The sequence below is a fragment of the uncultured Aureimonas sp. genome (assembly GCF_913775355.1).
Taxonomy (GTDB): Bacteria; Pseudomonadota; Alphaproteobacteria; order Rhizobiales; family Rhizobiaceae; genus Aureimonas.
In genome coordinates this window covers 1-2,784 of sequence record NZ_CAJYIU010000099.1, presented here as the reverse complement: position 1 = coordinate 2,784, position 2,784 = coordinate 1, and the positions used below count along the sequence as shown (strand labels likewise).

Sequence of the window (2,784 nt, the reverse complement as noted above, 5' to 3'; positions counted from 1 at the left end):
ATCCGAGGATGACCGCCGTGCTCCGGTTGGACCAGAAGCTTCAGAACATTCGCGCCGGACGATACAGCCGGTCGGATTTCATCATCGCCGACGCCAAGGACAGCGACATGGGATCGGGTGTCGGCGGTACCGGCTTCCTGCGCAATCCGGACGGAACACAAGGGCGCCGCCGCACGCGCCAGGAATTCCTCGACGCGATCGAGGCGATCGTCCGTCAGGACGTCGTCGACATCATGCTGGTGTCGGTGTCGAACCTCGACGAACTGCATGAGCGCGGTGCCTTCGAGGGCAGCGCGGTGAAGCCGGCGATCCGCGCGAACGAGACGACCGACTGCTGGGGCGGCATGCGGCACCAGCGCTATACACAGGCCCCGTCGCTGCCGTTCCGCACGGCGGAGCTGTCGCGCGTGCGCTACGGGTCGGCCTTCCCGCAGCCGGGCGCGCCGGTGAAGGGCACCGATCTCGGTCTGTATTCCGTGACCTTCAACAACGATCTCGCCGCCGACATCGAGTCGTTGGAGGCGTTCGCCGAGTTCCGCCGCGAGGCGGCGGCCAACGAGTTCAAGTACTTCTACGAGGTGTTCAATCCGAACGTGCCGCTCGATCTCGATCGCGACGCGCTCGGCGAGTACATGAACGACTGCATCTTGCGGTCTCTGGCGGGCGTCTCGAAGGCCGACCGGCCGGAGTTCCTGAAGATCGTCTACAACGGTCCGAAGGCGCTCGAAGAGCTCGCGAGCTTTGATTCAACGCTGGTCGTCGGCGTGCTCGGCGGTGGTGCTGGCACCGCGCGCGACACGTTCGAACTGGTCGCGCAGGCCGAGAAGTACGGCGCCCGCGTCGCCCTCTTCGGCCGCAAGATCAACCTGGCCGAGGATCCGCTGGCGATGGTCTCGATGATGCGTCAGGTCGCCGACGGCGCGCTGACGCCGGACGAGGCCGTGCGCGCCTATCACGGCGAACTCCAGAAGGGCGGCCTTCAGGCGGCCCGCTCGCTGGAGGACGACCGCACCGTCACCGAGGCGAACCTCAAGCCGGCCGCGACGCTTCGCGCCGCCTGACGTTCGCCTTCGCGCGCCGCCGATCGCCCCGGCGGCGCGCGTCCTGTTTCAGGCCGTAGTGCGGTTCCAGTTCTGCCGGTCATGGAGGGCGACGACCGATGCGTCGGTGAAGTCCTCGACCGCGAAGTCCGCCCCGGCGGCGGTGAGTTCCTCGACCGAACGGCTGGTCGCAATCCCGACGCAGACGAGGCCGGCTCCTTTCGCCGCGGCAAGCCCCGGCAGCGAATCCTCGAAGGCGATCGCCTGATGCGGCGTCAGTCCGAACGCCTCCAGCGCGAGCCGGTAGGGCAGGGGGTCCGGCTTGCCGCGTTCCAGTTCGTCGCCGTAGATCCTGATCTCGAACCGGTCGGCGATCCCCAGCGTCTCCAGCATGAAGGCGACGTTCTTGCGGGGCGCGTTGGTGACGAGCGCGATGCGCAGGCCGTCGGCGCGCGCCCGGTCGATGAAGGCGACGACGCCCGCCAGCGGCGCCAGATCGCCCGCCATGTCGCGAAATCGCGCTTCCTTGCGGTCGATGAAGTCGCGATGCTCTTCGGCCGAGCGATCGGGGAAGAGATAGCGGCCGACCGCATCGTTCGGCTGGCCGGATACGCGGGTGACGAAGGTCGCCTCGTCGATCGCCAGTCCCTCGTCCTCCAGAAGCGCGCGCATGGCGACGAGATGCAGGGGATCGGTATGCGCCAGCGTGCCGTCGAGGTCGAAGAGAAGCGCCTCGATCGGTATCGAGGTCGAGGCGGTCGTCTCGGTCATCGTCGTCCATCCCGGTTGCGTCGCGCCGCGTTCGGCACCCGGATCCATAGCGCGGCCGGGCCGCGCCGTCACTTGATCGGGCGCTTCTCGAGCTTTCGCGCCAGCGTGCGGCGATGCATGCCGAGGCGCCGCGCGGCCTCGGAAATGTTGAAGTCGGTTTCCACGAGCACCTCGTGGATGCGCTCCCATTCCAGCGTCTTGATCGACGTCGGACGGTTGGTCAGCGGCACGTTCGCATCGCCCGCGCCGCGCCCGAAGGCGGCCTCGATGTCGTCGGTGTTGGCGGGCTTCGCGAGGTAGTGGCAGGCGCCGAGCTTGATCGCCTCAACCGCCGTCGCGATGCTGGCAAAGCCCGTCAGGACGACGATCAGAATATCAGGGTCGTGCTCGTGCAGCATCTCGACGCAGGCGAGACCGGAGCTTCCGGCGAGCTTCAGGTCGACGACCGCAAAACCCGGCGTACGCTCCAGCAGCAACACGCGGAGCGCCTCGGCGTCGGGCGCCACGACCACCTCGTACTCGCGCCGCTCAAACGATCGCTTCAGCGTCTTGGCGAAGGCCTCGTCGTCGTCGACCACCACCAGCAGGCGTTCGCTCATGTCGCGTCCTCCTCGATCGACAGGGCATCGAGCGGCAGCGTCAGTTCGACCAGCGCCCCGCCGTGCGCAAGGTTCTCGGCATGGACGTTACCGCCGAGCTTGCGAAGAACGTTGAAGACGAGGAAGAGACCGAGCCCGCCCCCGAGCCGCCCCTTGGTGGACTGGTAGGGCTTGCCGAGCGACGCGAGGATCGCCGGGTCGAAGCCGGGGCCGCGATCCTCGACCCGGAGGCGTAGCTGATCGCCGACGCGGGCGGCGTGGAACAGGATGCGGTCCGGCGAGACCTCGTAGGCGTTGTCGAGGACGTTGAAGACGACCTGCCGCAGCGTCGATTCCGAGACGATCGGCATGTTGCGATCGAAGCTGTTCTCGTA

Annotated in this window: 4 protein-coding genes; 1 reads left to right on the top strand and 3 read right to left on the bottom strand. The window is 67.6% G+C overall.

All coding sequences use genetic code 11. The annotated features are described in order from the left end of the window. The first annotated feature begins 8 nt into the window (after positions 1 to 8). The gene (locus QZ753_RS06905; protein ID WP_294642203.1) at positions 9 to 1,061 is read left to right on the top strand and encodes a hypothetical protein; all 1,053 of its coding nucleotides are present in this window, start codon (positions 9 to 11) and stop codon (positions 1,059 to 1,061) included. 48 nt (positions 1,062 to 1,109) lie between these two features. Here QZ753_RS06905 and QZ753_RS06900 read toward each other — a convergent pair whose 3' ends face one another. From QZ753_RS06900 to QZ753_RS06890, 3 genes are all read right to left on the bottom strand, one after another. After that, positions 1,110 to 1,811, bottom strand: coding sequence for an HAD-IA family hydrolase (locus QZ753_RS06900; RefSeq protein WP_294642201.1), 702 nt, complete (start codon positions 1,809 to 1,811; stop codon positions 1,110 to 1,112). 68 nt (positions 1,812 to 1,879) lie between these two features. Continuing rightward, positions 1,880 to 2,410, bottom strand: coding sequence for a response regulator transcription factor (locus QZ753_RS06895; protein WP_294642200.1), 531 nt, complete (start codon positions 2,408 to 2,410; stop codon positions 1,880 to 1,882). Further along, positions 2,407 to 2,784: ATP-binding protein (locus tag QZ753_RS06890; protein ID WP_294642198.1), on the bottom strand; the 378-nt coding region annotated here is incomplete at its 5' end. The genes QZ753_RS06890 and QZ753_RS06895, both read right to left, overlap by 4 nt.